Annotated in this window: 27 protein-coding genes; 11 read left to right on the forward strand and 16 right to left on the reverse strand. The window is 32.5% G+C overall.

Features of this window, described 5'->3' with window-relative positions:
- Positions 1–133 precede the first annotated feature (133 nt).
- The 3 genes from bshC (at position 134) to IRZ83_RS15210 (ending at position 3,802) form a co-directional block, all read left to right on the forward strand.
- On the forward strand, positions 134–1,723 hold the full coding sequence (gene bshC, locus IRZ83_RS15200; protein WP_194570035.1) for a bacillithiol biosynthesis cysteine-adding enzyme BshC: 1,590 nt from the start codon (positions 134–136) through the stop codon (positions 1,721–1,723).
- 169 nt (positions 1,724–1,892) lie between these two features.
- Positions 1,893–3,164 carry an acyltransferase family protein gene (locus IRZ83_RS15205; RefSeq protein WP_194570037.1) on the forward strand — a complete coding sequence of 424 codons (1,272 nt, stop codon included), beginning with the start codon at positions 1,893–1,895 and terminating at the stop codon, positions 3,162–3,164.
- Positions 3,165–3,382: 218 nt separating this feature from the next.
- Positions 3,383–3,802 carry a nucleoside-diphosphate kinase gene (locus tag IRZ83_RS15210; protein WP_026984871.1) on the forward strand — a complete coding sequence of 140 codons (420 nt, stop codon included), beginning with the start codon at positions 3,383–3,385 and terminating at the stop codon, positions 3,800–3,802.
- 122 nt (positions 3,803–3,924) lie between these two features.
- Here the strand turns inward: IRZ83_RS15210 and IRZ83_RS15215 are convergent, their stop codons facing one another.
- On the reverse strand, positions 3,925–4,221 hold the full coding sequence (locus tag IRZ83_RS15215; RefSeq protein ID WP_029272730.1) for a DUF721 domain-containing protein: 297 nt from the start codon (positions 4,219–4,221) through the stop codon (positions 3,925–3,927).
- Positions 4,202–4,642, reverse strand: coding sequence for a hypothetical protein (locus IRZ83_RS15220; RefSeq protein WP_029272729.1), 441 nt, complete (start codon positions 4,640–4,642; stop codon positions 4,202–4,204). The genes IRZ83_RS15215 and IRZ83_RS15220 overlap by 20 nt, the downstream gene beginning before the upstream one ends.
- 316 nt (positions 4,643–4,958) lie before the next feature.
- Between IRZ83_RS15220 and IRZ83_RS15225 the strand changes: the two genes are divergently transcribed.
- The gene (locus tag IRZ83_RS15225; RefSeq protein ID WP_194570039.1) at positions 4,959–5,468 is read left to right on the forward strand and encodes a hypothetical protein; all 510 of its coding nucleotides are present in this window, start codon (positions 4,959–4,961) and stop codon (positions 5,466–5,468) included.
- Between the two features lie 86 nt (positions 5,469–5,554).
- On the forward strand, positions 5,555–6,616 hold the full coding sequence (locus IRZ83_RS15230; protein WP_194570041.1) for a serine hydrolase domain-containing protein: 1,062 nt from the start codon (positions 5,555–5,557) through the stop codon (positions 6,614–6,616).
- Positions 6,617–6,806: 190 nt separating this feature from the next.
- Here IRZ83_RS15230 and IRZ83_RS15235 read toward each other — a convergent pair whose 3' ends face one another.
- The 13 genes from IRZ83_RS15235 to IRZ83_RS15295 form a co-directional block, all read right to left on the reverse strand.
- On the reverse strand, positions 6,807–6,986 hold the full coding sequence (locus IRZ83_RS15235) for a hypothetical protein (RefSeq protein WP_029272726.1): 180 nt from the start codon (positions 6,984–6,986) through the stop codon (positions 6,807–6,809).
- 6 nt (positions 6,987–6,992) lie between these two features.
- Positions 6,993–7,946 (reverse strand): signal recognition particle-docking protein FtsY, encoded by a 954-nt coding sequence (gene ftsY, locus IRZ83_RS15240; protein ID WP_029272725.1) that lies wholly within the window; start codon positions 7,944–7,946, stop codon positions 6,993–6,995.
- 270 nt (positions 7,947–8,216) lie between these two features.
- Positions 8,217–8,369, reverse strand: a complete 153-nt coding sequence (locus IRZ83_RS15245; RefSeq protein ID WP_071634818.1) for a DUF4295 domain-containing protein — start codon at positions 8,367–8,369, stop codon at positions 8,217–8,219.
- A gap of 74 nt (positions 8,370–8,443) precedes the next feature.
- Positions 8,444–8,626 carry a 50S ribosomal protein L33 gene (gene rpmG, locus IRZ83_RS15250; RefSeq protein ID WP_008253902.1) on the reverse strand — a complete coding sequence of 61 codons (183 nt, stop codon included), beginning with the start codon at positions 8,624–8,626 and terminating at the stop codon, positions 8,444–8,446.
- A gap of 27 nt (positions 8,627–8,653) precedes the next feature.
- On the reverse strand, positions 8,654–8,890 hold the full coding sequence (gene rpmB, locus IRZ83_RS15255) for a 50S ribosomal protein L28 (protein ID WP_008468080.1): 237 nt from the start codon (positions 8,888–8,890) through the stop codon (positions 8,654–8,656).
- 71 nt (positions 8,891–8,961) lie between these two features.
- Positions 8,962–10,215, reverse strand: a complete 1,254-nt coding sequence (locus tag IRZ83_RS15260) for a CinA family nicotinamide mononucleotide deamidase-related protein (protein ID WP_194570043.1) — start codon at positions 10,213–10,215, stop codon at positions 8,962–8,964.
- A gap of 197 nt (positions 10,216–10,412) precedes the next feature.
- Positions 10,413–10,757, reverse strand: coding sequence for an Hpt domain-containing protein (locus tag IRZ83_RS15265; RefSeq protein ID WP_029272722.1), 345 nt, complete (start codon positions 10,755–10,757; stop codon positions 10,413–10,415).
- The gene (locus tag IRZ83_RS15270) at positions 10,757–11,368 is read right to left on the reverse strand and encodes a fumarylacetoacetate hydrolase family protein (RefSeq protein ID WP_029272721.1); all 612 of its coding nucleotides are present in this window, start codon (positions 11,366–11,368) and stop codon (positions 10,757–10,759) included. Before IRZ83_RS15270 ends, IRZ83_RS15265 begins: the two co-directional genes overlap by 1 nt.
- 91 nt (positions 11,369–11,459) lie before the next feature.
- Positions 11,460–12,230, reverse strand: coding sequence for a 3'-5' exonuclease (locus tag IRZ83_RS15275; RefSeq protein ID WP_029272720.1), 771 nt, complete (start codon positions 12,228–12,230; stop codon positions 11,460–11,462).
- 215 nt (positions 12,231–12,445) lie between these two features.
- The gene (locus tag IRZ83_RS15280; RefSeq protein WP_194570045.1) at positions 12,446–13,792 is read right to left on the reverse strand and encodes a dihydrolipoamide acetyltransferase family protein; all 1,347 of its coding nucleotides are present in this window, start codon (positions 13,790–13,792) and stop codon (positions 12,446–12,448) included.
- 84 nt (positions 13,793–13,876) lie between these two features.
- Entirely contained in the window at positions 13,877–15,040 is a 1,164-nt protein-coding gene (locus IRZ83_RS15285; protein ID WP_194570047.1) for a glycosyltransferase family 2 protein, read from the reverse strand.
- 30 nt (positions 15,041–15,070) lie between these two features.
- On the reverse strand, positions 15,071–16,252 hold the full coding sequence (locus IRZ83_RS15290; RefSeq protein ID WP_228520707.1) for a hypothetical protein: 1,182 nt from the start codon (positions 16,250–16,252) through the stop codon (positions 15,071–15,073).
- Between the two features lie 442 nt (positions 16,253–16,694).
- Entirely contained in the window at positions 16,695–17,885 is a 1,191-nt protein-coding gene (locus IRZ83_RS15295; protein WP_194570049.1) for a DUF5009 domain-containing protein, read from the reverse strand.
- 138 nt (positions 17,886–18,023) lie between these two features.
- Here IRZ83_RS15295 and IRZ83_RS15300 point away from each other — a divergent pair, with 138 nt between their 5' ends.
- The 6 genes from IRZ83_RS15300 to IRZ83_RS15325 all read left to right on the forward strand — a co-directional run bounded on the left by IRZ83_RS15300 (position 18,024) and on the right by IRZ83_RS15325 (position 23,559).
- The gene (locus tag IRZ83_RS15300) at positions 18,024–18,761 is read left to right on the forward strand and encodes a tyrosine-protein phosphatase (protein WP_194570051.1); all 738 of its coding nucleotides are present in this window, start codon (positions 18,024–18,026) and stop codon (positions 18,759–18,761) included.
- 17 nt (positions 18,762–18,778) lie between these two features.
- A complete protein-coding gene (locus IRZ83_RS15305; protein ID WP_194570053.1) occupies positions 18,779–19,744 on the forward strand; it encodes a T9SS C-terminal target domain-containing protein in 966 nt (321 codons plus the stop codon).
- 92 nt (positions 19,745–19,836) lie between these two features.
- Positions 19,837–21,699 (forward strand): ABC-F family ATP-binding cassette domain-containing protein, encoded by a 1,863-nt coding sequence (locus IRZ83_RS15310; protein WP_029272713.1) that lies wholly within the window; start codon positions 19,837–19,839, stop codon positions 21,697–21,699.
- Positions 21,700–21,815: 116 nt separating this feature from the next.
- Positions 21,816–22,184 (forward strand): four helix bundle protein, encoded by a 369-nt coding sequence (locus IRZ83_RS15315; protein ID WP_029272712.1) that lies wholly within the window; start codon positions 21,816–21,818, stop codon positions 22,182–22,184.
- A gap of 125 nt (positions 22,185–22,309) precedes the next feature.
- On the forward strand, positions 22,310–22,783 hold the full coding sequence (locus IRZ83_RS15320) for an FKBP-type peptidyl-prolyl cis-trans isomerase (protein WP_194570055.1): 474 nt from the start codon (positions 22,310–22,312) through the stop codon (positions 22,781–22,783).
- A gap of 233 nt (positions 22,784–23,016) precedes the next feature.
- Positions 23,017–23,559, forward strand: a complete 543-nt coding sequence (locus tag IRZ83_RS15325) for a hypothetical protein (RefSeq protein WP_051662775.1) — start codon at positions 23,017–23,019, stop codon at positions 23,557–23,559.
- A gap of 102 nt (positions 23,560–23,661) precedes the next feature.
- Here the strand turns inward: IRZ83_RS15325 and IRZ83_RS15330 are convergent, their stop codons facing one another.
- A complete protein-coding gene (locus tag IRZ83_RS15330) occupies positions 23,662–25,212 on the reverse strand; it encodes an SDR family oxidoreductase (protein ID WP_194570158.1) in 1,551 nt (516 codons plus the stop codon).
- Positions 25,213–25,342: the final 130 nt, after the last annotated feature.

Consider the following 25,342-nt stretch of genomic DNA (forward strand, 5'->3'; position numbering starts at 1 on the left):
AATTCAATATTAAAAACTTGATTATATGAACTTTAAAATAAAAATAAAAAATCAGGTAATAAGCAATTGTTAAAACCGCTTTTAACTGTATATTTTCATTAAATTTACTGCTGTCAAAAATAAATTTAAAATTATGCCTACCGACTGTATCAGCTATCAAACTTCTGGATATTTTTCTAAATTGATAAACGATTATTTAGATCAAAAATCAGAATTAAAACCGCTGTACAATCATTTTCCTACTTTGGAGAACTTTGAAAAACAAATCATTGAAAAGCAATCTAATTTTGATAACGCCAACCGAATTCCTTTGGTTGAAACTTTAAAGAAACAATATCAAAACATAGAAATTTCAGATGCTACAAAACAAAACATCGAGCTTTTATCACACGAATGTACTTTTACAATTACAACTGGGCATCAATTAAATTTGTTCAGTGGTCCTTTATATTTTCTTTATAAAATCATTTCGACAATAAATTTGACTAAGGAATTAAAATCGAAGTATCCGACATATAATTTTGTGCCAATTTATTGGATGGCAACGGAAGATCATGATTTTGAAGAGATTAATTATTTTAATTTTAAAGGAAAAAAATTCAGATGGAATAAAGAAAGTACCGGTCCGGTTGGAAGACTTTCTACAGAAGGTTTAGCGGAATTTTTCGAAATATATTCAAAAGAACTCGGTTCAAGCACAAATGCTAATGTTCTTAAAAAACTGTTTGAAGAAGCATATCTAAAACATGAAAATCTTGCCGACGCTACACGATTTTTAGCAAATAGTTTATTCGCTAATTATGGTTTAGTCATTTTAGATGCAGATGATGCCGATTTAAAACGTGCTTTTATTCCTTTTGTTAAAGAAGAATTAGAACAGCAAACTTCTTTTAAAACCGTTCAGCAAACCATTGAACACTTAAAAGACTACACAATTCAAGTAAATCCGCGCGAAATTAATTTATTTTATATTGAAGATGATTTGCGTGAACGAATTATTTTCGAAAACAATAAATACTTCGTAAACAATACTAAAATCTCATTTTCTAAAGAAGAAATTTTAAAATTATTAGAAAGCAATCCAGAGAAATTTAGCCCAAATGTAATTATGCGTCCGCTTTATCAGGAAATCATTTTGCCTAATTTGTGCTACATTGGCGGAGGTGGAGAAATTGCGTATTGGTTGGAATTAAAATCATTTTTTGATGCTGTAAATATTACTTTTCCAATGCTTTTGGTTCGTAATTCTGTGCTTTTAAATACTGAAAAACAAACTCACAAAGCAGACAAATTAGGTTTAAACTGGAAAGATCTGTTTACAAAATCAGCTGATTTAGTAAATACAATTACCCATAAATTATCTCCGTTTCCGATCGACTTAACACCTCAGAAAGAAACTCTCGAAAAACAATTTGAATATCTTTACGAGCTTGCACAGCAAACCGACAAATCATTTAGTGGAGCAGTAAAAGCGCAGGAAACCAAACAGAAAAAAGGCTTAGAAAATCTTGAAAAAAGATTATTAAAAGCACAAAAACGCAAATTAGAAAATGAATTACAGCGTGTAATTGATTTGCAGTTAGAATTATTCCCTAACAGAAGCTTACAAGAACGCCAAACTAATTTTTCTGAATTTTATTTAGAAAAAGGCGAGCAGTTAATTCCGATTTTGATTCAAAAATTAAAACCATTAGAAACTAATTTTAATATAATTACAATATAAAAAGATAGCCACGAATTTGCGAATTATTGAAATAAAAATTCGTGAATTCGTGGCTAAAAACATTTAATAATTCTTGAGAAACAAATAACCACATATCTCTCAAATTTATTATTCTCCAAACCAAATAGCGATTTTTTAAATTATTAACTAACCAATTTACCCAAAACCAATGGTAAAAGAACGCTTAATTTCGCTAGATGTCTTTCGTGGACTGACTATTTTATTGATGACTATTGTAAACAACCCTGGAGACTGGGGAAATGTTTATCCTCCCTTATTACATGCTGAATGGCACGGATGTACATTAACCGACTTAGTTTTTCCATTTTTTATCTTTATTATGGGAGTTGCTGTTCCGCTTGCAATGCCTGAAAAATTTTATGACAGTACGACTTTTAATAAAATTTTAGTGCGTTCACTGCGAATGCTTTGTCTGGGGATTTTCTTTAACTTTTTTGGCAAAATTCAATTGTTTGGTCTTGACGGCATTCCACTTCTTGTTGGCCGATTAGTGATAACAATAGCTGTTGGTTATGCCTTAATGGGAAATTTCAGTTCTAAAATTAAAAATATTTTGGCTTTTTCTATTTTAGTTATTTATCTATTTCTTGCTTACAGTGGCTTAGAAGCCTATCATGATGTACGTCTTCCGGGAGTTTTACAGCGAATTGCAATAGTATATTTTGTAGTTTCTCTATTGTATCTAAAAACCTCCCAAAAAACTCAAATTATAACTGGAGTAATCTTATTATTAGGATATTGGGCAATAATGACTTTAATTCCAGTTCCGGGAATTGGAGCTGCAAATCTGGAGAAAGGAACTAATTTAGCATCATGGCTTGACAGCATTTTATTGAAAGATCACATGTACCGTGAAACTATAACTTGGGATCCAGAAGGAATTTTAAGTACCGTTCCATCAATCGTAAATGGAATTATTGGTTTGCTGATTGGACAGTTATTACAGCGTGAAATTGCTAAAACTCAAAAAGTGCAAAAAATGATTATTGCCGGTGTGGCGCTTATTATTGCCGGTTTGCTTTGGAGTATTCTTTTTCCACTAAATAAATCGATTTGGACTAGTAGTTATGTTTTATACACTACTGGATTAGCAACAACTTTTCTGGCCATATTATATTATGTGATTGATATAGCAGATTACAAAAAAGGTTTTAAACCATTGTTAATTTGGGGAGTTAATCCAATGATTGTGTTTTTTACTTCGCAGATTATTCCACAAGTTTTGGTAATGATTGAGTTTGAAAACCCACATAATCCTGAAGAACAAATTAATCTTTTAAGCTACTTATACAGTTTTTGTATTGCGCCATTTTTTAATAATCCAATGACAGCTTCTTTGGCTGGAGCGTTAGTTTATGTCGCAATCTGGACTTTCATTTTATGGATTTTCTATAGAAATAGATTAATATTCAAAGTTTAAAAAATATTTTCCAACATTAGTAATATAAGTTTATTTTAGGATGTTTCATAATTCTGGAATATGTTCTACAAACAATTAAATGAACTTATATTACTGATATGATATTAATAAAAGCTTTTCTTATCCAAAACGCCATTCTATCGTGTTTTAATTATGAATTTATTAAAATCAATTCATAAAAAAAGTCTACTTTTGCACAAAATTTAATAAAATATAAAATGGCAACAAATAGAACTTTTACAATGATTAAACCAGATGCTGTTGCAAACGGACACATCGGGAATATCTTAGCAATGATCACTAATGGTGGTTTCAAAATCGTTTCATTAAAATTAACTCAATTAACTGTAGCTGATGCTCAAGCATTTTATGCTGTTCACGCTGCAAGACCTTTTTACGGAGAATTAGTTGAATTCATGTCTCGCGGACCAATTGTTGCTGCAATTTTAGAAAAAGACAACGCGGTAGAAGATTTCAGAACTTTAATTGGAGCTACAAATCCAGCTGAAGCTGCTGAAGGAACTATTCGTAAAGCATACGCAACTTCTATCGGAGAAAATGCAGTTCACGGTTCAGACAGCGACGAAAATGCTGCAATCGAAGGTGCATTTCACTTTGCTGGAAGAGAGCAGTTTTAAATTTTAGACTTCTTAGATTTCTTAAAATAGTATAAAAAAACCCGTTTCAAATGAAGCGGGTTTTCTTTTATAAGTTAGATGCTATTGTATATGAGTGTAAGCTATCTAAAAATCTAAGAAGTCTATCTTAAAATAACATCCTTCACAACCTCACGGCCTAATTCTTCATTTATCATTTTTACGATTTTAGACTTTCCGTGGCTTAATTCTTCTCGTAAAACCGCAGATCCAAGTTCAACATACAGTGTACTTCCTTTCAACACAACATTTTTGGTGTAAGTATTAACTCCATTTCCCATTAATTGTCTCCACGCTTCTTTCACATCAATCTGATCCATTCCAGGCTGTAATTTATTTACCTGAATAATCTGTTGCAAAACATCCCCAATACTACTTTGATTATTTAGTCTTTTTGCCATCGTTTAATATATTTACTGGTCCAGCTTTTTTATAATGATATTCTTTTTTCTGTTCATTTCTCACAACAAATTCCTTGTCAGAAATCGAAATTAATTCTTCACTCCATTTTGCGTAATCTGTTTTGTAATCCAAAAAAGTTCCTTTATCTGTAAATCTAATCGAAACATTTTCAAAAGTATTCGTCGTTAAAAACGTTCCGTCAAGCTGCGCCATAACTTTCGTTCGCGTCCCTTTATTCCCTTTAATTTGAAAAAAATCAAAATTCTCATTCATTGCATATGCCTTCTCTTCCCCCTTATCAAAAACCACTTTTTCGATTTCCCAGTAACCATTTAATTTTGCAACATCTGCCGGTTTTATTTCTTGCTTGCAGCTTACTAACAAAAGGGATAAAACCAAAATCATAAAAGTTTTTTTCATAAGTATAAAAATAATTAAAAGGAATAATTTCCTGTTGTTCGCTATATTTTATGCCTCCCCAAGTTTCGAGACTGCCATAAAAAAATTCGTTTCCATCAGGGCTAGACTTCCGTTTTCAAAAGAATATTTTGTAAAGTACAAAGTTAACTTTATATCATTCAAAAGAAATATTTTTATAATAATATTAAAATCTAAATTTAATAAAATCCCTCAACTATACTTTTATGTCTTATTAAGGCAACTACTCAAATTTCAATTAAACATTTTTGCAATTTAACTCTTCATTATATTATAATTCAAAAATAAATAATCAAAAATGAGAAGAATATTAATTTCGTTTATAATAATGATTATCAGCGGATGTGGCAAAACAAATAAAAAAGAACCGCAAAATAACGTAGAAATAATACCTAAAACAGAAACAAGTGTTGAAACAGAAACGACAGATAGTTTAAATTTAAAAGAGAAGTTTTTAGACACAACAAACATCAAAACCTCACCCGTTAAAATTCTTTCTTCTAAACTTTTTAAAAATGAATATTCTGATCATAAAGACATACAGCTGATTTACAAAAATGTCAGCAAAACAGATATTAAAGCTATAAAATTTGAATGGTATTGCGAAAATTCCTTTGACAAACCTGCATCTGGAAGATCCTTTTTTATCAAAGGAGAATACACAGGCGAAACAACTTTTTTATTAAAAAAGCAAAATACAGCATTTAAAATCTGGGAAGATTTCTCTACGGATGCCAATACAATTATTGCTGCCAGAGCCTATGAAGTAATATTTACTAACGGAACTAAATGGAAACTAAGACAATAAAACATTAATACTAAAATCTTTTTTTATAAACTCATTAAACTATTTTGCATATTTTTGGTCAAACCCCAAACCAAAACCAAAAAACCATGTTTAAAAATATTTGTAAAATCTTGATTATTGTATTGTGCATTAGCTGCAGTAAAGAAGACAATAATACCCCGACTCCAACAGAAAGTATGTATTTCCCACCATTAACTGGAAATACTTGGGAAACAAAATCCATAGCCGATCTAAAATGGAATCAAAATGCTGTACAGCCTCTTTTAGATTACTTAGAATTAAAACACTCTAAATCTTTTATTATTTTAGTAAATGGCCGAATTGTTTTAGAAAACTATTTTAACGGGCACAATGCCGCTACAAATTGGTATTGGGCAAGTGCGGGAAAAACATTAACCTCAACCACAACAGGGATCGCACAACAGGAAAACCTATTAAATATTAATAATAAAGTTTCTCAATATTTAGGAACAGGATGGACCAGCGAAACTCTTACACAGGAAAGCCTAATTACCTGCAAACATTTACTAACCATGACATCTGGATTAGATGATTCAACAGATGATGTAGAACCAGCAAATTTACTTTACAAAGCAGATGCAGGAACTCGCTGGGCCTATCATAATGTATATGTAAAACTGCAAGATGTTGTTGCTAAAGCTAGCGGACAAACGTGGGAAAACTATTTCAATGCCAAATTAAGGGACAAAATTGGTATGGATGGAAATTGGGTACAGCTTGGCGTAAATAGTGTTTACACCAGCACATCAAGAAGTATGGCTCGTTTTGGACTCTTAATGCTGAATAAAGGAAAATGGGAAAACAACATTATTCTTAATGAAGCATATTTCAACGAAGCAACAGCTACTTCACAAAACATCAATTTAGGATATGGATATTTATGGTGGTTAAATGGTAAAACTTCTTATCATTTACCTCAATCACAATTAACTTTTCAAGGAAGCATCATTCCAACTGGGCCTAGTGATATGTTTATGGCTTTAGGAAAAAATGATCAGAAGATATATGTAGTTCCCAGCAAAAACATGGTCATTATCAGAATGGGCGACGCAGCCGACGATGTCAACTTAGCTTTATCAGATTTTGATAAAACTTTATGGCAAAAGATTAGTGCTTTGTATCAATAAATTAAATAGTTGCCAGCTTTTAGTTTTTAAAAAAGCTTACAGCTATTAAAAGTTCTAGTGGGTTTCGTACTTGATCATCTCGTATTAAATCTGTTTTTACAGCAATGTGCAAAACCCGCTGAAATTAATATCTAACTTCTGCAAAACCAACTGATAACATGCTGTTTTTAGCATAAATGCATTAGTATAGCTATCTCTTAGTTCTAGTTCTTTTTGCCATGCCAGCAAAAAATAAACCAAGACCCAAAATCAATAAAACATAATAGAAAGGTAAACTCTTATCTTTTATTACACTTGCAGCAACAAAAGATACCACACTTGCAAAATAAAATGCAATTGGTGAAATGTTTTTAAAGGAAGAAAAACTCATTGTAATTTATTTAAAGAAACTGTCTACGAATTCATATTTATTAAAGACTTGCAAATCTTCAATTCCTTCACCAACTCCAATATATTTAACCGGAATTTGAAACTGATCTGAAATACCTATTACAACACCCCCTTTTGCAGTTCCGTCTAATTTTGTTACCGCTAATGAAGTTACTTCAGTTGCTGCAGTAAATTGTTTAGCCTGCTCAAAAGCATTTTGTCCTGTAGAACCATCTAAAACCAAAAGTACATCATGAGGCGCATCGGCAACAACCTTTTGCATTACACGTTTTACTTTTGTAAGTTCGTTCATTAAGTTGATTTTATTATGAAGACGTCCAGCAGTATCAATAATGACAACATCTGCATTTTGAGCGACAGCTGATTGTAAAGTATCGAAAGCTACTGAAGCAGGATCACTTCCCATATTTTGTCTTACTATTGGCACATCAACACGATCTGCCCAAACTTGCAATTGATCAATCGCTGCGGCGCGAAAAGTATCTGCGGCACCTAAAACAACTTTGTAACCCGCTTTTTTAAACTGATAAGCCAGTTTACCAATTGTAGTTGTTTTTCCAACTCCGTTTACTCCAACGACCATTAAAACGTATGGCTTTTTGTCTTTTGGAATTTCAAATTCAGTTGCCTCACCTGTATTGGTCTCAGACAATAAAGAACCTATTTCTTCGCGAAGGATTTGGTTTAATTCTTCTGTGCCTAAATATTTATCTTCTGCAACACGTTTTTCGATTCTTGAAATTATTTTCAGGGTTGTATTTACACCAACATCTGAAGCTACAAGGATTTCTTCCAGATCATCTAAAACATCATCATCGACTTTAGATTTTCCGGCAACGGCTTTACTTAACTTTGAAAAAAAAGTAGTTTTTGATTTTTCAAGACTTTTGTCTAAAGTCTCTTTTTTATCAGTAGAGAATAATTTTTTAAAAAAACTCATTTTTATAGGTTGTTAGTTTTTAGATTATACGATTTTTTGACAATCTAAATAATCCCAATGTTTAAAGAAGGCCAATTGCTTTTATCTAGCCCCGACAGAAGCGATATCCTTTGCTTTCCTTCTTTAGGAAAGTAAAGATATAGTGCATGGCGGGAACTATTGCTTAAAAAAAAGCCAATTGTTATGCTTCTATAAAATTTTAGACAAATATAAAAAATAAAAAAGCTACTTCCGAATGAAAGTAGCTTTTCTATATACTGTAATTTGTAATTATTTCTTTTTCAAGAAATTATCAACTTCTTCAGGAGCCATAATAGATTCTACGAATGTATATGCACCAGTTTTAGGAGATTTTACCATTTTGATGGCTTTTGATAATCTCTTAGAAGATGTTTGTAACGATGCTACGGTTTTCTTTGCCATGATTCAAATGTTATTTGAAGCTTTTATAAAACTCTAATGGCAAAACCATTGAGATTTACAAAAATCTCTAATTATTACTTAATTTCTTTGTGAACAGTTACACGTTTCAAGATTGGATTAAATTTTTTAATCTCTAATCTATCTGGTGTATTTTTTTTGTTCTTAGTTGTAATGTATCTAGAGGTTCCTGGAACACCAGAAGTCTTGTGCTCAGTACATTCTAAAATTACTTGGATTCTATTACCTTTCTTTGCCATCTTGCTATATATTTATTTAGGAAAAGATTATTTGATAAATCCTTCTGACTGTGCTTTTTTCAAAACAGCAGTGATTCCATTTTTATTAATTGTTTTTATCGTAGATGCTGCTACTCTAAGAGTAATCCATCTATCTTCTTCTGGAAGATAAAAACGCTTTTTAACTAAGTTTACAGAAAACTTTCTCTTAGTTTTGTTCATAGCGTGAGAAACGTTATTTCCTACCATCGCTCTTTTACCTGTAAGGTCACAAACTCTTGACATTATACTTATCTTTTATCGTTATTCAAAATCAGGGTGCAAAGAAAAGAAAAATAAACGATTGAAACAAAAAATTATAGCACATTTTTTAAAATTTCTTTCTGTAATATTTCTAAACTCTTAATCGTGGCTCTATCTATCACTTTTTCACGTGGTTGACCAAAATTAAATTCTTCAACAATTACATCGTTTGGAGTTGCTAAAGCGATAAAAACAGTACCAATTTCAGCATCTGAATCTCCTTTAGACGGTCCGGCGTTCCCAGTTGTTGCAATTGCATAGTCTGTTTTGAGTATCTCTTTCACATTCAAAGCCATAGCCGATGCAACTTCTCCACTAACCACTGAATATTGATCTATTAAATCTTGCGAGACGCCAAGAACATTCACTTTCACCGCTGTTGCGTACGAAACTACACTGCCCCTAAAGTAGTTAGACGCTCCTGGAATGGCAGACAAAATTGAAGCAATTTTTCCACCTGTAAAACTTTCAGCAGTTGAAATGGTTTTATTTTGCTTTGTCAATATCTTCCCTACTACAGATTCGATTGTTTCATTTTCTTCGTAACCTACAATAATATCATGAATTATAGCATCGAGAGATTTTACATTTTCTTCGATTGCTGTTTCTAGCTCTTCTTTATTTGTCCCTCTTGCAGTTAAGCGCAAACGCACTCTTCCCGGATTTGGCAAATAAGCTAATTTTATAAAATCTGGAAGATTATTTTCCCAATCCTCAATGCGTTCTGCTACTAAACTTTCTCCTTGACCATATGTCAAAATAGTTTTATGAATAATATAAGGACGTTTGTATTCGCGAACAATCTTTGGAATTATTTCGTTTTCTACCAAATATTTCATTTCATAAGGAACTCCCGGAAGCGAAATAAAAACTGTGTTTTCTTTTTTCATCCACATTCCTGGTGCTGTGCCTACTTGATTGTGAAGCACAGTACATTTTGACGGCACTAGGGCTTGATCTTTATTTAACTGTGAAATGGGTCTTTTATAAAAACCTTCAATCAATTCAGTTACATGCGCTAAGACTTCTTGATTTACAACCAGCTCATCGTCAAAATATTCGCAGAACGTTTTTTTGGTTACGTCATCTTTTGTCGGTCCTAAACCTCCCGTTACAATTACAACATCAACCTTGTTTTGTAATTGTGCAAAAGTATCTAAAATATGTTTTTTATCGTCGCTTATCGAGATCATTTCTGTGATTTCGACTCCAATTCGATCAAGCGATTTGGCAATAAAACCAGAGTTTGTGTCAACTATTTGACCTATTAAAATTTCATCTCCAATTGTAATGATTGTTGCTTTCATGCAAATGTTAGTTTTTACTTACTGTTAATGTAAGTCATTATTAGAAAGTAGTTTGTTGCAGTTTCGTGCTAAGAGGCAATACCATTTAATACAAGCATATAAACGGAATTTCAGATTAAAAACCATTCTTGCTGTAAAAAAAACAACCCAATTCAAGCTTTAGATTATAAAGAACAAGAATTGGGTATTTTTAAATTTTATAAATCAAAATCTTTTTTGATTTCCTTGATCGCATCTTTTACCTGTATTTTTATACTTTTAAAAGTTTCGACAATTTCTTTTTTCTTGCCTTCAGCTTTTGTCCAGGCTTCGACCTGCAGAATTTCTTCAAAAGCCACATTTAAACCCATTAAATCTAATGTCGGCTTTATTTTGTGCGCATATGAATAAGCGTATTTATGATCCTTTTTTTTGATTCCTTCTTTGATTTGTTTTAAATCTTCAGGAACTTCGGTAACAAATAATTTTAGAATTTCGTTTACAAATTCAGGATCATTATCTGAAAGTGCATACACTTTCGAAAGGTTATATTTTAAAGCCATTATTTTACTTGTATTCTGAATAATTTTTTATCTTCTAAAAAGCCTTCTAAAACATCATTTGGTTTAACTGCGGCAACTCCTTCTGGCGTTCCTGTAAAGATTATGTCTCCAATCTTTAATGTAAAAAACTGCGAAACATACGAAACAAGCTCATCAATCTTCCAAAGCATAAAACTTGTATTGCCTTTCTGAACCGTTTTAGAATTGTTTGTTAATTCAAAAGTAAGATTTTCCATAGAAACGAAATCACTTTTCGGCAAAAAATCTCCAATCACTGCAGAGCCGTCAAATGCTTTTGATTTCTCCCAAGGCAATCCTTTTGCTTTCAATTTATCTTGTAAATCTCTGGCAGTAAAATCGATACCTACACTAATTTCGTCATAGTATTTATGCGCAAACTTAGGCTCTATGTACTTTCCTACTTTATTTATTTTAACAATTATTTCTATTTCGTGATGAATTTCTTCAGAAAATTCCGGAATCACAAAAGGATGCTGCTTCAACAAAACTGCCGAATCCGGTTTCATAAAAACCACAGGTTCTGTAGGACGCTCGTTTTTTAATTCTTCAATATGATTGGTATAATTTCTACCGATACAAATTATTTTCATTTTTTCTAAGTTGCTAAGTTGCTAAGATACTAAGGCTCTAAGAAACTATGCGAAAAAACTTAGCATCTCAGAGCCTTAGCAACTTAGGACCTTATTTCGTATTTAGTTTTCTTAATTTAATTGCCGTTAAAACCTTTTTGGTATATAAAGGAAAATCAGCATTTTGAATCCAGCTGAAATATCCAGGCTCAGATTCTAGAATTTTATCGACTTTGGCACCTTTGTGTTTTCCGAAGGTAAATATTTCTTCATTATCTTTATCAAAGGCAATCATTCCGGCAAAATCAGCAATTTTTTTTCTGGTTGTAAATTCAGACAATGATTTCATATCATTTTCTAATTCCGGATAACGATCTAACTGCGCTTTTAGAATTTCATAAGTCGCCATCGTGTCTGCTTCTGCAGAATGCGCATTTTCAAGACTTTTTCCGCAATAAAATTTCAAGGCAGCACTTAAGGTACGCTCTTCCATTTTATGAAAAATAGTCTGAACATCTACTGAAACTTTATTTTTCATATCAAAATCAACTCCGGCGCGAAGCAATTCTTCTGCCAGCAACGGAATATCAAAACGATCCGAATTAAATCCGCCCAAATCACTATCCTTAATCATATTGTAGACTTGCGGAGCCAGTTCTGCAAAGGTAGGCTCATTTGCTACTTTTTCATCGGTAATACCATGAACAGCTGTTGTTTGAGGTGGAATCGGAATCGTTGGATTTACTAACCAAGTTTTACTTTCTTTATTTCCGTTTGGAAAAACTTTGAATATTGAAATTTCTACGATTCGATCTTTTCCGATGTCTATTCCTGTCGTTTCAAGATCAAAAAAGCAGATTGGTTTGTTGAGTTTGAGTTCCATTTTTAGTTTTTATAAGATTGCAAATGTAATTTTTAAAGCCGAATTTTCCCGCTTCTTACTGATTTTTTTTTAGTTAAAATGGGCATTACTTTGCGATTATATCCTGAAAAATAATAGAATAACAAAAGACATTTGCATCAAATTGATTTTTATAGAAAATAAAAAACCCGAGAAATTAATAAAATTTTCTCGGGTTAGATTTATTTATAGTTGATTTAGAAATCTCTATCTACATCAAAAGCTTCTAAATATTCTGCTACTCTTTTTACAAAACTTCCTCCTAAAGCACCGTCTACTACTCTATGATCGTACGAGTGGGACAAGAACATTTTTTGACGAATTCCGATAAAATCACCTTCTGGAGTTTCAATAACTGCCGGTACTTTACGAATAGCACCAAGCGCTAAGATTCCAACCTGTGGCTGATTGATAATAGGGGTCCCAAAAACACTTCCAAAAGTTCCAACATTGGTAACTGTATAAGTTCCGCCTTGTGTGTCGTCTGGTTTTAGTTTTCCAGCTTTTGCACGGTTTCCTAAATCGTTAACCGCTTTTGCCATTCCAACTAAATTCAACTGATCTGCGTTTTTAATTACAGGCACAATTAAGTTTCCGTTTGGCAAAGCCGCTGCCATTCCTAAGTTTATATTTTTCTTTTTGATGATGTATTCGCCATCAACAGAAATGTTCATTCCAGGGAAATCTTTCAAAGCTTTTGCAACTGCTTCCATCATAATTGGTGTAAAAGTCAGCTTCTCGCCTTCTCTTTTTTCAAAAGCTGTTTTAACCTTATCTCTCCATTTTACAATGTTTGTAACATCCACTTCAATAAATGATTGTACGTGAGCCGAAGTCTGAACCGAAGCAATCATGTAACCTGAAATAAGCTTACGCATTCTATCCATTTCGATAATTTCGTCGCCTCCATTTACAGAAACCGGAACTGTCTGCTGGCTTTTTTGAACAACAGGTTCCACTGCCTTTGGAGCTTGAACAACAGCTTTTGGAGTTTCTTCAACCGCTTTTGGTGCTTGTACTACACCTGATTTACGGTCTTCGGTATATTTTAAAATATCATCTTTGGTTACTCGGCCATCTTTTCCTGAACCTTGAATATTTTCAAGTTCTGCAATAGAAATACCTTCTTCTTTGGCAATATTTTTAACTAACGGAGAAAAGAATTTATCAGATGATGTGAAATCTTGCGGAGCCGAAACATCCTCTTTTACTGCTTCAATTGTTTTTTCTCCCGAAGTTTCGGGATCTGCAACTTCAGCAGGAGCGGCAGTTTCTTCAACTATTTTTACAGCTGGTGCATCACCTTCAGTTTCAATAATCGCAATGGTTTGCCCTACCTGAACTAAATCATCTTTACCAAATAATTGTTCAACTAAAACACCTGATACTTCGCTTGGCACTTCACTGTCAACTTTGTCAGTTGCAATTTCAAGTACAGCTTCATCAGCTTCAATTCTGTCTCCAACTTCTTTCAACCAGTTTGTAATGGTTGCTTCAGCGACACTTTCTCCCATCTTAGGAAGTTTCAATTCAAATCTTGCCATATTGTTAACCTCAAGGGTGATTTTGATTTTCCGATTGCGAAATTACTGAATATTTTAAATATAAATTACATTTAATATAATTTTTTACTGGATTTTTACAATTTGCCCCCTGTCATTTGAAGAATCACTTCCAATAATAAAATTTGCATTTTTGGGGAAAATCTTAAAAGTAATACGCTTATCTTTAAGAGTTTCTATAATTTTGATACATTTTTTGAATGAAACATACTGATTATCCAAAATAATCTCAACTCTTCTTCCCTTAAAAATTAGGGACGAATTTACCATTTTTTCTTTTTTGAAATCTATAAATTGAACTTTATTTTTTAGAATAAAAGACAATTTTTCAGACAAAATCAAATTTAAAGAATAAAAAATATAGGTTTCAGGTAATGATTTTACTTTCGTTTTTCCTTGAAACATTTTTGCGAAAGAAAAAAACCAAATTCCGATTTGAATAAAAAAAGTAAAAAACCATGATTTCCTGAAATGTTTTTGATAAAAGAAATTCATCGCTTCCTGAAATCGTTTCATGTATTTTTCATCTTTTACAGTGCTTTCACCCTTATAGTGCAAAACCGTCGTTTCATGATAATAATAATTCGATTTCTGTTTGAGCAGTGCTCGGTATGACAAATCGATGTCGTCTGCATACATAAAACAATTTTCATCAAAACCGTCGAGTTCAAGATATAAATCGCGTTTCATAAACATAAAAGCACCCACTAAAATAGCCACTTTTCCTGTTTCATCTTCCTTTAAATGCTGTGCGTAATATTGGTTGAAAAGATGCCATTTTGGAAAAACTTTATACAAACTAAAAATCTTGGTAAAAGCAATCCAAGGTGTCGGAATTCCGCGTTTGCTTTCTGGCAGAAAATTTCCTTTTCCATCAATTAATTTACAGCCCAAAATTCCGAGATCGGTTTGTTTTTCGGCGAAAGCCAAAACTTTTGTAAAAGTATCTTCTGCTACAACAGTATCTGGATTTAAAATGCAAATGTATTTTCCGTTTGCTTGAGAAACTCCAATATTATTGCCTTTTGGAAAACCAAAATTTTCTTTGTTTTGAATTAATTTGACTGTTGAAAATTTTTCTTGCATCATCAAGACACTTTCGTCTGACGAATTATTATCGACTACAATAATTTCGGCATCAAGTGCAGAAAGCGCTTCTTGAACGCTTAATACACATTGTTCCAGAAAGTAACGCACATTATAATTCAGAATAATTACCGATAATTGCATGAAAATTTGTTCTGTTGATTTTTTGGAAAGTTAGAAATTTTCAGCCAAACCTAATCGCAAAGACCAATCGTTTTTGCTCACTCCAAAATCAAGCACTAAATTACTGTTGTTTTGCTTGTTCCATTTAATACGCAAACCTGTTCCAACAGCGGGATTCCATTTTTTAAATTGATAGGTGTTTAATTTAGAAACCGAAGAAAGATTGGTAAAAAATACTGCTCCCCAAAATCCGTTTTTAGAAATATCTGTCCGATATTCTGTTTCAAAATAAATCAAGGCATTGCTTCTAAATCTATTTCTGGTAAAACCTCTTCCTGTTTTACCATCGCGATCCCAGCCAATACTTGGCAAATCCAGATAATGAGGTTTCCCTCCAAAAGTAGACCAATAAAAACCTCTGTAAGCTAAAACGCTGTGTTTGTTTTTATTGAATGAATGGTATTTTCGAGCATCAAAATAAACTGAATTCCATTTTTTGCCGTCTACTCCGGTGGTATTCATTCTAAAATCGGTTTCTACATATAAACCTTGTTCCGGATTTACATTATTTTCTCTTGAATCGTACAATCCCTGAATGGCAATCCCAAAAGAGGTTTCATCGGAAAAATCACCGTCCATATATTTAACATAATCCGTTTGATCGTCTATATATGATTCTTCAGAAATATTTTGATAATTATCTAACAAAACACCTAATCCCAATCTGTAATTACCAATTATTTTGCGTGTTGCAAACTGATAAAAACGCCATTGCTGATAATCTAAAGTTGACATTTTATCATCTGTATTATTGTCTCCCAAACCATAAGTAGGCTGTGGATAAATCATGTAGCGGTAATCTCCAATAAAATTCCAATTATTGTCTTTTGTATATATATAAGACTGAACCGGAAAAACATATTGTTTCGTAAAACTAAAATAAGGCGAAAAAGTAACTTGCGACATTTTTGTGGTTTTACTTTCTCCAAGATAAAATGTAGTTAAAAATGAGACAACCAGTCCAGCACTTTTATTGGCGTCTACAGGAACTGGAAGCAAAGAAAAAGCAACCTTTTTTTCAGGATTTATGCGAAGGGAATCGTTTTTATGAAAAATTTTATACAGCACATCTAAAATATCTTTCTTATTGTTCGAAATTGAATCTGTTTGCGAATAGCCAAATTGCATTAAAAAAAAGAAAAACAAAATGAATAGCAATTTTACATTTTTCATAACGTAAGATTTTCATAGACAACTTCTTACAAATTTAAAATTTTATTTAAGATAGAAATAACTTTTATAAATAATAAAGAGTAAAAATGCTTAAAAACCTATTAAAACGAAACAATTTATAAAAAGTAAGGAACTGGTTGTGTACAAGGAGGTTCGCACCCACGAGTTGATTTGCATGCTTCGCCAAAAAATTTTACAACTATAAGAATTCCTTTGTCAGATTTTAAACAAAACGGATTGCCACACGCAAAACCTTAAATATTCACAATCTTTGTAAATTACCATGCGGTTTGAGGAGACATATCTAGAAATAAAAACTGGTATTGTTGAGATTTAGAATGGTTTCAGGTTTCAGGTTTCAGGTTTCAAGTTTCAAGTTTCAAGATTCAAGTTTCAAGTTTCAGATTCTTTACAGAACTTGAAACCTAAAACTTGAAACCATTTATAAGTGCAGTTGAATTTTATATTTATTGCAGATTTTCATCACAAATAACATAATCGTCGAAAATACCAAACTCCAGATGATTCCTGGTAAACCTTCACGAAAATATGCTGGAATTATTTCAATTTTGAAAGCTAGGTTAAAATAATAAATAACACCAGGCAAAATATAAATCAATAACGGATTTGCGGCTGCAGGCATAATAAATTCACTCCATTTTGTTTGTTTTTTAATTTCCATAAGCCAATACAGAAAATAAAATAAAACCGTACAAATTGTTGCTGAAAACATTGTCCACGACGGTGTTCCTTTTATTTTTGAAATTCCGTAATAAGGACGAAGCAAATAGCCAATAATAAAAAACAAAACAGCAAAACCAATGACCGGCCAATTAATTTTAAGCGTAATTTTTCGGTCAAAAAACAATAACGAAATAATAACTCCCGTAGTTATTAACGAAGCGTGTGTTAAATGTCCTGCAATAAAACTAGCCCAAGACGATTGCTGAATGATGCTTCCCTCTGTCAAATTAAAAGCATTCGCTGTAACACAGACAATCAAGAAAACAATCATTGCCCATAATTTTCCACAAACCAGCCAATAATAAACGACCGTAAAAAAATAAGCCCATCCAATTAAGCCTAGAATTCCCCACCATTTTGGCGTCATTCCTATTTCTCCCGTATCTTGAACATACAGAAAATACAAGGCAATCAAAACCAGCATTCCTCCGTATTGAAGTGTGTATTTTAACCAAATCGAAAAGTCTTTTGGGTACTTATTCCAAATTGGGATCGGCATTGCGTACGCTAAAAGTCCCCAAAATGCCGGAGCAATAAGCATTTTTGCAGCATCGTAACCATATTCTGCATTAACCATAAAAACACCAATAATGATCAAGGCAAGAGCTCTTTTTAAAGTATGCCCCCAAATCGTTTTTGGACTGTCGCCTTTAATTAATCTGGCATTGAAGGCAAACGGAATCGACATGCCAACGATAAATAAAAAGGCCGGAAAAACAACATCAACAAAAGTCATTGCATCAGCTTCTGCAGGCATGTGTTTCATCCAGTGCGGTACATTTTTAACACTGGCAAGTTCATTTACAAAAATCATAATAAAAATAGTAATGCCACGTAAAGCATCTATAGAAACAATTCTTTGATTGTATAAATTTTCTTTAATTTTCATAAATTATTACATTATTGGTAACAACAAATATAAAATATTAGCCGACGTGGCAAATTAGATTTTACAACAAAAACTAAATGTGGACAACATCAAAATCTTTTAACAAACTTTGCAAAATCTTTTATTTACTTTTACAGCATGTTTTCATTCTTCAAATCAAAACCGTACTTAAAAGATCTTCTTGGCGGGAATTATATCGACATTCATTCGCACTTATTACCCGGAATTGATGATGGTGCCAAAACTTTTGCCGACACGAAAAAACTTGCTGTTTCTTTTCAGGAAATGGGTTTTTCGCAGTTTATTACAACACCGCATATCAGTCATTATATCTGGAATAATTCGCCTGAAATTATTATTGAAAACCACGCAACAACTAAACTTTTATTACAAAAAGAAACTATTAAAATTCCGTTTCAGGCTGCGGCCGAATATTTTATAGACGACAAATTTGAAAGTTATTTTAAAGATGCCAAATTGCTGACTTTAAAAGACAATTATGTGCTGGTTGAAATGTCGTATATGAACGCGCCTGTGCAATTGTATAAAACACTTTTTGATCTGCAGGTTGCAGGATATACTCCTGTTTTAGCACATCCGGAAAGGTATTTATTTTATCACAAAAACTTTGACGAATATCATAAATTGAAAAAAGCAGGTTGTTTATTTCAGCTTAATTTGCTTTCAGCGGTAGGATATTATGGTACAAGAATCACTAAAATGGCAGAACAGCTTTTGAAAAAAGGAATGTATGATTTTGCTGGAAGCGATGTGCATCATAAAAATCATATTGAAGCTTTTAATGAAAAAATAAAAATTGATGAGAATTCGGCTTTAAAAGAAGTTATAGAGAACAACCAATTCTTTAAATTCTAAAAAACAAAATTGGTACAATGAAAAAATCAATTTTATTTTTCTTCTTAATTATAACTTCTTCGTATTCGCAGATTTCTGGATGTACAGATCCGCTTTCTAAAAATTATAATTCAAATGCGACGATAAACGACGGAAGCTGTATTTATAAAACAATAAAAATAAGACCTCAATTTTCCAAGAAATTGTCTGACTCAATCAAGGAAACTTCAGGTTTAATTGCTTTTAATAATTTATTTTGGACGCACAATGACGATCACGATAAAACGATTTACGGCTTAGATTCTTTAGGTAATATTCGAAAAAAAATTACGCTGGACAAAGTCATTAATAATGACTGGGAAGAAATTTCACAAGACGGTTCCTTTATTTATATTGGAGATTTCGGAAATAATTATGCTGGAAACAGAAGCAATTTAAAAATTCTTAAAATCGAGAAAAACTCTTTTTTAGAAGGAAATCCGAATATCGAAACCATTTCATTTACGTATTCAGACCAAACTGATTTTTCCAAGAAAAAAGGAAACACAACAAACTTTGATTGCGAAGCTTTTATAGTTTCAAAAGACAGTATTTATCTTTTTACAAAACAATGGAGCACGTCTAAAACTGCTACTTACGCACTGCCAAATCAACCGGGAAATCATATCGCAAAATTCAAAGAGAATCTTGATGTAAAAGGCTTGGTTACAGGTGCAACTTATTTAGAATCAAAAAAACTGATTGTGCTTTGTGGTTATTCTAAAGTTGGAAAACCTTTTTTATATCTTTTATATGATTTTAAAAACAACCTTTTTTTATCCGGAAATAAACGCCGAATTGAACTGCCACTTTCGTTTCATCAAATAGAAGGAATTGCAACAAGTAACGGACTTAATTATTATTTAACGAATGAAAATTTAGTTCGAAAACCTATTATTAATGTTCCGCAGCAAATTCATCATTTTGATTTAAGTTCGATATTGAAATCCTATCTCCATAAATAATTCGCAAATGGCAAGATAATAACTTACTTTTGCAAAAAAGTTGTGATTTGTAAAGCATTCATAACTTATAATTTAAACTTATAATTTACAAAGTGAATTACTTATCTGTAGAAAATATATCGAAGTCTTTTGGCGAAAGAACGCTTTTTGACAACATCTCTTTCGGAATCAATAAAGACCAAAAAATTGCTTTTATCGCAAAAAACGGTTCAGGAAAAACAACCATAATGAGTATTATCAATGGTTTGGATGAACCTGATACGGGTCAAGTTGTTTTAAGAAAAGGAATAAAAATGGCGTTTCTTTCTCAAGACAATAATTTGCAGGAAGAGCTGACTATCGAGGAAAGTATTTTCGCCTCAGACAATGAGACACTTAAAGTAATCGAAGCATACGAAAAAGCACTTGAAAATCCAGATGACGAAGAAGCGTATCAAAAAGCTTTTGACGGAATGGATCAGCACAATGCATGGGATTTTGAAACGCAATACAAACAGATTTTATTTAAATTAAAACTAGAAGATTTTAAGCTTAAAGTTAAAAATCTTTCGGGAGGGCAAAAAAAACGTCTTTCCTTGGCTATTATATTGATTAATCGCCCTGATTTATTGATTTTGGATGAGCCAACCAATCATTTAGATCTTGAAATGATCGAATGGCTGGAAAGTTATTTTGCTAAAGAAAATATTACGTTGTTTATGGTAACGCACGACCGTTTCTTTTTAGAACGCGTCTGCAACGAAATCATCGAATTAGATAACGGAAAACTGTATCAATACAAAGGAAATTATTCCTATTATTTAGAGAAAAAAGAAGAAAGAATTGCTTCTGAAAACTCAAGTGTTGACAAAGCCAAAAACTTATTTGTAAAAGAATTAGAATGGATGCGCCGTCAGCCAAAAGCGAGAACGACTAAATCGAAATCGCGTCAGGATGATTTTTATGTAATTAAAGAAAAAGCACAAAGCCGACGCCGTGAAAATAAAGTCGAGCTAGAAATTAATATGGAACGTATGGGAAGCAAGATTATCGAGCTTCACAAAATTTCCAAAAAATTTAAAGATCATGTCATTCTGGACAACTTTAGTTTCGATTTTCAGCGTGGAGAACGTATCGGAATCATTGGTAAAAACGGAACTGGAAAATCGACTTTTTTAAATCTTTTGACAGGAACACTTCCGTTGGACAGTGGCCGTGTTGTAAAAGGTGAAACAATAAAAATTGGGTATTATACACAATCTGGAATCAACCCAAAACCAAATCAGCGTGTAATAGATATTATTAAAGAATACGGAGAATTTATTCCGCTTGCAAAAGGCAGAATGATTTCGGCTTCGCAATTATTGGAGCGTTTTCTTTTTGATGCTAAGAAACAATACGATTTTGTCGAAAAATTAAGTGGTGGAGAATTAAAACGTTTGTATTTATGTACCGTTTTAATTCAGAATCCAAACTTCTTAATTCTGGATGAGCCAACAAACGATTTAGATATTGTAACACTAAACGTACTTGAGAGTTTTCTTTTAGATTATCCCGGCTGTTTGCTTGTAGTATCGCACGACCGTTATTTCATGGATAAAATTGTAGATCATTTATTTATTTTCAGAGGAAAAGGTGAAATCGAAAATTTCCCAGGAAACTATTCTGATTTTAGAGCTTATGAAGATAGTGCTGATGTCGCTCAAAAAGAAGAAAACAAAGCTGAAAAGAAAGATTGGAAACAAAATAATCCAACAGGAAATCTAACTTTCAATGAGCAAAAAGAATATCAAAAACTAGAACGAGAAATTAAAGATCTAGAAATTGAAAAAACTAAAATCGAACAATTATTCTCTGACGGAAAAGTTGCCGATGCCGATATCGAGAAAAAAGCAAACGAACTGCAAAACATCATCAATAAAATAGACCAGAAAGAAGAACGCTGGTTTGAGCTTTCTGCTAAAATTGAAGGGTAGTTTTTTTTTAGTTTTCAGTCTCTGTTTTCAGTTTTCATTTTAGATGTAGAATTAATCTTGGCTAAAATATAAGTTTTTTCTTATTTTTTAATTATCCTTGTAAAAAAAAATAAACAATGGATTTTAAAGAATTACTCGCTTATAAAAAGTCATTTGAATTAGCAATGGAAATATTCGAAATGTCAAAATCGTTCCCGAAGGAAGAAAAATATTCATTAACTGATCAAATAAGAAGATCTTCCAGAAGCATTTCTGCAAATATTGCTGAATCATATCGAAAGAGAAGATATTTAAATCATTTTATAAGCAAATTAACTGATAGTGATGCTGAAAATTCAGAAACAAATGTTTGGCTAGAATTTTCACTTAAGTGTGAATATATCAATGAAGAAACATTTAACAAGCTAAATATAAAAAGTTTAGAAATAGGGCGACTCATAAATTATATGATAAATAACCCAATCAAATTTGGATGCAATATGTAATTACTATTAATAACTGAATACTAAAATCTAAAAAAAAATGTAAATGAGACTGAGACCGAAAACTGAGACTAAAAACTAACAGCCTTATTTTATATATTTGCATTTCAAAAAAAATACCACATTTCATGAAATACTTTTTAACTTCATTACTAGCTTTAACGCTTTTTATCTCTTGCAATAGTGATAAAGAAACAAACCAAGAACCACAAAAAACAGATTACACTGTTGAAAACGAAAAAGAAATCACAGATTATATTGCTAAAAACAACTTAACAGCAAAAAGAACTGATTCTGGATTATATTATGTGATTAATGAACCTGGCACTGGAGCGCAGCCAACATCAACATCTACTGTAACTGTTGCTTATAAGGGTTATTACTCAAGCGGAAAAGTATTTGATCAAAGTACGGCCCAAGGACTTACTTTCGGATTAAACCAAGTTATTAAAGGCTGGACAGAAGGTATTCCTTATTTTAAAGTTGGCGGAAGCGGTGTTTTATTAGTTCCGTCTCATTTAGGATATGGACCTTATGATTATAATGGAATCCCTGGCGGCTCTGTACTTATTTTTGATGTGAAATTACTTGCTGTAAAATAGTTTATACTTTATAAAATCACTTTTATTAAAAGCCTCAACAGATAATTGTTGAGGCTTTTTTTATTGTATAATACATTAGACATAAAAGATAATCATTAAAAAATCATATTTAATTTTAAGAAAACCAAAATTCTATTATGTAATAAATAGGAAAAATTGTGTAAAAACTATTAATTAGGTTTTTACGAGCTTTGTTAAAGTGAAAATGAATTCACACTCTAAATATATATAAAATGGAAAATTTACATAATCCCGACGGAACAAAACGTGAAATGCTAACTGGAATGTTTTCAGACCGCGACAGCATCGAAAGAGCATATGACAATTTAAGTGAGAGAGGTTATACAAAAGATGAAATTAACCTTATTATGTCAGATGAAACAAGAAAAAAACATTATTCTGATAAAGATGATCATTCAGAATTAGGAACAAAAGCTGCTGAAACTGCTGGAGCAGGTTCTGCAATTGGAGGAACTATCGGTGCGATCGTTGGTGTTGTTGCTGCATTAGGAACTAGCCTTGTTATTCCTGGTTTAGGATTAATCATTGCTGGACCATTAGCTGCAGGATTGGCTGGTGCTGGTGCAGGAGGAATTACTGGTGGTATCATTGGTGCTTTAGTAGGATCTGGTATCCCAGAAGACAGAGCAAAGGTTTATGAATCAGGAATTAAAGACGGCCATGTAGTTTTAGGTGTTCATACTCGTAATGACGAAGATGCAGAATACTTTGAACAACAATGGAGAGCCAATAAAGGTCAAAATATCTACAGATAAGTGATCTATTTTTCAGAAAAAAAACCACAACAGAATTAATTCTCTTGTGGTTTTTTTCTTGTATTAAAATCCGAGACTGAGTACAAAACTAAGATATTAAAACTACCAAGGAATCGGGTTATAATCTTTCAAGAATTTACCGCACCAGTGTTTTCCAGTATTTATTCCATCAAACAAAGGATCCATAACGCGTGCCGCACCATCTACAATATCCAATGGAGGTTGAAAATCTTCTAATTCTTGTTTTTTCTTTGCCAGTTCAGCAGGATCTTCATCAGTTACCCAACCCGTATCGACTGCATTCATAAAAATACCATGTTTTGCTAAAGTTCCAGACGAAGTATGCGTTAACATATTCAAGGCCGCTTTTGCCATATTCGTATGCGGATGTCGATCTTCTTTAAAAAAACGATGGAATTTACCTTCCATAGCCGAAACATTTATGATGTGTTTTTTTCCTGTATTATCTTTCTTCATCACTTCTGAAAGTCTATTACATAATACAAACGGCGCAACAGAATTTACCAATTGCACTTCAATCATCTCTGTAGTTTCAATTTGTCCTAAACGCAATCGCCAGCTGTTTGTTTTTCGCAAATCGACTTGCTGTAAGTCGGCATCTAACTCTCCTTCCGGAAAAACTTCGTTCGCTATCAAAGCATTGTCAAAAGAATATGGAATTTGCGATAATTTAGCAGAAGCGCGCAATCCAATTCCAGGTTCTGGTCCGTGCCACGTAACTGGCATATTTTCATTTGAAGAAACGGCACTCGTCAAAACTTTCAATTCATCAAGACAACTAATATGATCTGACAATAATTCCTGAGCTTGTTTAGGAAGCGCAGTAATTGGAAGTTCTTCATTCTCCATTAAATGGGAATAAAATCCAGCAGGCCTTCTAACAGTTTGTGCAGCATTATTTATAAGAATATCAAGGCGTTCGTATTTTTGCTCTATAAAATTGCAAAAAATCTCAACACTTGGAATATGCCTTAAATCTAAACCATGAATTTTTAGGCGATGTCCCCATTCCATAAAATCCTCCTCTTTACCAAAACGCAAAGCTGAATCTACCGGAAAACGAGTTGTAGCAATAACAGTTGCTCCGCCACGCAAAAGCATTAATGTGATATGATAGCCAATTTTTAAACGAGAACCTGTAATAATTGCTATTTGTCCTTTTACATCTGCCGTCTGAAAGCGTTTGGCGTAATTAAAATCGCCACAATCAGTACACATTGTATCATAAAAGTGATGCATTTTAGTAAACTCTGTTTTACAAACATAACAATTTCTTGGTGTTTCAAGTTCTAATTGTTCTTTATGAGCAAGATCAGTATAAGCTAATAATTTAGGAGCAACAAAAATGCTTGCTTCTCGCGCGTGACGAATTCCGGTTTCTTTACGTGACGTTTTATCTTTTTTCTCTTTTTTACGTTTCGTTGCTAGTAATCCATCTTTAATCCTTCTGGAAAACTCAGTTCTATCAGGGCGTGAAAACATTCCTGCTTCTTTAATCAAAGCAATTCGCTGTTCTTTCGGAATTTCAAATATTTGATCTGTATTATTATTTAATTGTGCCAAAACAGCAATACAACGATTAATTTCTTCAGAAGATATTTTACTTCTATCTTCTATTTCTTCCTTCAACATCATAAAAAATGTATTACTACTGTTAGCTTAAATTTAAAGTCAGCAAATATAGTCTTTTTAAGAGCCGGAAAGTATTGCTTTATCTCTTTAAAACTTTCGACTTTACGACTTTCGACTTTTTTGTATCTTC

Source organism: Flavobacterium sp. JLP (assembly GCF_015350755.1).
Lineage (GTDB): Bacteria > Bacteroidota > Bacteroidia > Flavobacteriales > Flavobacteriaceae > Flavobacterium.

Coding starts and splice junctions, on each gene's coding strand:
- IRZ83_RS15315 (WP_029272712.1), top strand. CDS start 21,816: ATGGATTTTAAAGAATTACTCGCTTATAAAAAGTCATTTGAATTAGCA.
- IRZ83_RS15330 (WP_194570158.1), bottom strand. CDS start 25,212: ATGTTGAAGGAAGAAATAGAAGATAGAAGTAAAATATCTTCTGAAGAA.
- IRZ83_RS15210 (WP_026984871.1), top strand. CDS start 3,383: ATGGCAACAAATAGAACTTTTACAATGATTAAACCAGATGCTGTTGCA.
- IRZ83_RS15280 (WP_194570045.1), bottom strand. CDS start 13,792: ATGGCAAGATTTGAATTGAAACTTCCTAAGATGGGAGAAAGTGTCGCT.
- IRZ83_RS15235 (WP_029272726.1), bottom strand. CDS start 6,986: ATGAGTTTTTCTTCCTTTAAAAACATTTCACCAATTGCATTTTATTTT.
- IRZ83_RS15215 (WP_029272730.1), bottom strand. CDS start 4,221: ATGGCAAAAAGACTAAATAATCAAAGTAGTATTGGGGATGTTTTGCAA.
- IRZ83_RS15320 (WP_194570055.1), top strand. CDS start 22,310: ATGAAATACTTTTTAACTTCATTACTAGCTTTAACGCTTTTTATCTCT.
- IRZ83_RS15300 (WP_194570051.1), top strand. CDS start 18,024: ATGTTTTCATTCTTCAAATCAAAACCGTACTTAAAAGATCTTCTTGGC.
- IRZ83_RS15295 (WP_194570049.1), bottom strand. CDS start 17,885: ATGAAAATTAAAGAAAATTTATACAATCAAAGAATTGTTTCTATAGAT.
- IRZ83_RS15245 (WP_071634818.1), bottom strand. CDS start 8,369: ATGGCAAAGAAAACCGTAGCATCGTTACAAACATCTTCTAAGAGATTA.
- IRZ83_RS15325 (WP_051662775.1), top strand. CDS start 23,017: ATGGAAAATTTACATAATCCCGACGGAACAAAACGTGAAATGCTAACT.
- ftsY (WP_029272725.1), bottom strand. CDS start 7,946: ATGAGTTTTTTTAAAAAATTATTCTCTACTGATAAAAAAGAGACTTTA.
- bshC (WP_194570035.1), top strand. CDS start 134: ATGCCTACCGACTGTATCAGCTATCAAACTTCTGGATATTTTTCTAAA.
- IRZ83_RS15205 (WP_194570037.1), top strand. CDS start 1,893: ATGGTAAAAGAACGCTTAATTTCGCTAGATGTCTTTCGTGGACTGACT.
- IRZ83_RS15275 (WP_029272720.1), bottom strand. CDS start 12,230: ATGGAACTCAAACTCAACAAACCAATCTGCTTTTTTGATCTTGAAACG.
- IRZ83_RS15265 (WP_029272722.1), bottom strand. CDS start 10,757: ATGGCTTTAAAATATAACCTTTCGAAAGTGTATGCACTTTCAGATAAT.
- IRZ83_RS15220 (WP_029272729.1), bottom strand. CDS start 4,642: ATGAAAAAAACTTTTATGATTTTGGTTTTATCCCTTTTGTTAGTAAGC.
- IRZ83_RS15225 (WP_194570039.1), top strand. CDS start 4,959: ATGAGAAGAATATTAATTTCGTTTATAATAATGATTATCAGCGGATGT.
- IRZ83_RS15270 (WP_029272721.1), bottom strand. CDS start 11,368: ATGAAAATAATTTGTATCGGTAGAAATTATACCAATCATATTGAAGAA.
- IRZ83_RS15260 (WP_194570043.1), bottom strand. CDS start 10,215: ATGAAAGCAACAATCATTACAATTGGAGATGAAATTTTAATAGGTCAA.
- IRZ83_RS15230 (WP_194570041.1), top strand. CDS start 5,555: ATGTTTAAAAATATTTGTAAAATCTTGATTATTGTATTGTGCATTAGC.
- IRZ83_RS15305 (WP_194570053.1), top strand. CDS start 18,779: ATGAAAAAATCAATTTTATTTTTCTTCTTAATTATAACTTCTTCGTAT.
- rpmG (WP_008253902.1), bottom strand. CDS start 8,626: ATGGCAAAGAAAGGTAATAGAATCCAAGTAATTTTAGAATGTACTGAG.
- IRZ83_RS15285 (WP_194570047.1), bottom strand. CDS start 15,040: ATGCAATTATCGGTAATTATTCTGAATTATAATGTGCGTTACTTTCTG.
- rpmB (WP_008468080.1), bottom strand. CDS start 8,890: ATGTCAAGAGTTTGTGACCTTACAGGTAAAAGAGCGATGGTAGGAAAT.
- IRZ83_RS15290 (WP_228520707.1), bottom strand. CDS start 16,252: ATGAAAAATGTAAAATTGCTATTCATTTTGTTTTTCTTTTTTTTAATG.